Source organism: Neobacillus drentensis (assembly GCF_036966985.1).
Taxonomy (GTDB): domain Bacteria; phylum Bacillota; class Bacilli; order Bacillales; family Cytobacillaceae; genus Neobacillus; species Neobacillus drentensis_E.
This window is the reverse complement of the sequence record NZ_JBALSN010000542.1, coordinates 1-1724: the sequence shown is the minus strand read 5'-3', so window position 1 is coordinate 1724 and position 1724 is coordinate 1. Positions and strand designations below refer to the sequence as shown.

At 40.4% G+C, this 1724-nt stretch carries 1 protein-coding gene; it reads right to left on the bottom strand.

Annotated features, from left to right (window positions below):
* Positions 1-60: 60 nt before the first annotated feature.
* A partial coding sequence (gene pyk / locus V7659_RS27525; protein WP_335543259.1) for a pyruvate kinase occupies positions 61-1724 on the bottom strand: 1664 nt, incomplete at its 5' end.

Sequence of the window (1724 nt, the reverse complement as noted above, 5' to 3'; positions counted from 1 at the left end):
ACTTATACTTTCTTATCAGATAAAAAAAGAAGGGTTTCCCCTTCTTTTTTTACAAACAGTTTATAGGACGCTAGCATGACCGTTGTAAATAACTCCTTGTTTTGCATCAACGGTTATTTCTTGACCTTCTTTTAACAAACCAAAAGCATTATCTACCCCTACAACCACAGGGATGCCTAGGTTTAGACCAACTACAGCAGCATGGCTAGTTAATCCACCTTCTTGGGTAATCACAGCAGCACATTTTTCAAGCGCCGGGATCATGTCACGATCCGTACCGATCGTTACCAAAATGGAACCTGGTTTTACCTTATCTAAAGCTTCTTTGGCATCATGTGCGATAACCACTTTACCAAACGCAGACCTACGGCCAATTCCTTGTGCTTTTGTAATGATATCTCCAACCACATGAATTTTCATTAAGTTCGTGGTACCAGCTTCACCGACAGGCACGCCTGCTGTAATGACTACTAAATCACCACGGTTTACTATACCGCTAGTTAAGCTCGCTTCAACCGCATTATCCAGCATTTCGTCAGTTGCGGTCGCAATATTGCCAAACTGCGGGTAAACACCCCATACAAGGGATAGACGACGACAAACTTGCTCAATTGAAGTTACCGCAACAATCGCTGCTTTCGGGCGATATTTAGAAATCATTCTTGCCGTGTGTCCACTTTCTGTTGGGGTAATAATGGATTTCACTTCAAGGTTTAATGCAGTGTGTGCAACAGATTGTCCGATTGCATCGGTCAGATTATGCTCTGTATCTTTACTGCGGCTTGAGAGAATTTCTTTGTGATCTAATGCTGATTCTGCTCTGGAAGCAATATTGTGCATAGTTTGGACAGCTTCGACTGGATATTGGCCAGCAGCTGTTTCACCGGAAAGCATAATCGCATCAGTACCGTCGAATATCGCATTCGCTACATCACTTGCCTCAGCGCGAGTAGGTCGTGGATTTCTTTGCATGGAATCAAGCATTTGTGTTGCTGTAATGACAGGCTTCCCATTCGCATTACATTTCTTAATTAACATTTTTTGAACTAGTGGAACTTCTTCAGCTGGAATTTCTACACCTAAATCACCACGTGCTACCATTAGACCATCTGAGAATTCTAGGATTTCGTCAATATTATCGACACCTTCCTGATTCTCAATTTTAGGGATAATATGGATATGCGTTGCGTTATTCTGTTCTAAAAGCTGGCGAATTTCTAATACGTCCTTAGCACGTCGCACGAACGAGGCAGCAATGAAATCAATTCCTTGTTCAATTCCAAAAAGTATATCTTGTGTATCCTTTTCTGTAATACCTGGCAGGTTAACCGATACACCTGGTACGTTTACACCTTTTTTATTTTTCAATGTACCACTATTTAAAATTTTCGTATGGATCTCTTTATTTGATTTATCTACGTTCGTAACTTCAAGACCAATTAAGCCGTCATCTAAAAGAATTTTAGATCCAACATGAACATCATCAATTAATCCCTCATATGTAACAGAAAACTTATCAACGGTCCCTTCAACTTCTGTCATTGAGACAATAATATTTTTTCCAGCCTGAAGCTCAATTGCACCGTTAACCATATTATTCGTTCGGATCTCAGGACCTTTCGTATCAAGCAGGATTGCCACTGTTTTACCAGTTAGTTTTGCTGCTTCACGGATATTTTTAATTCGTGCTCCGTGTTCTTCAAAATCACCATGTGAAAAATTCA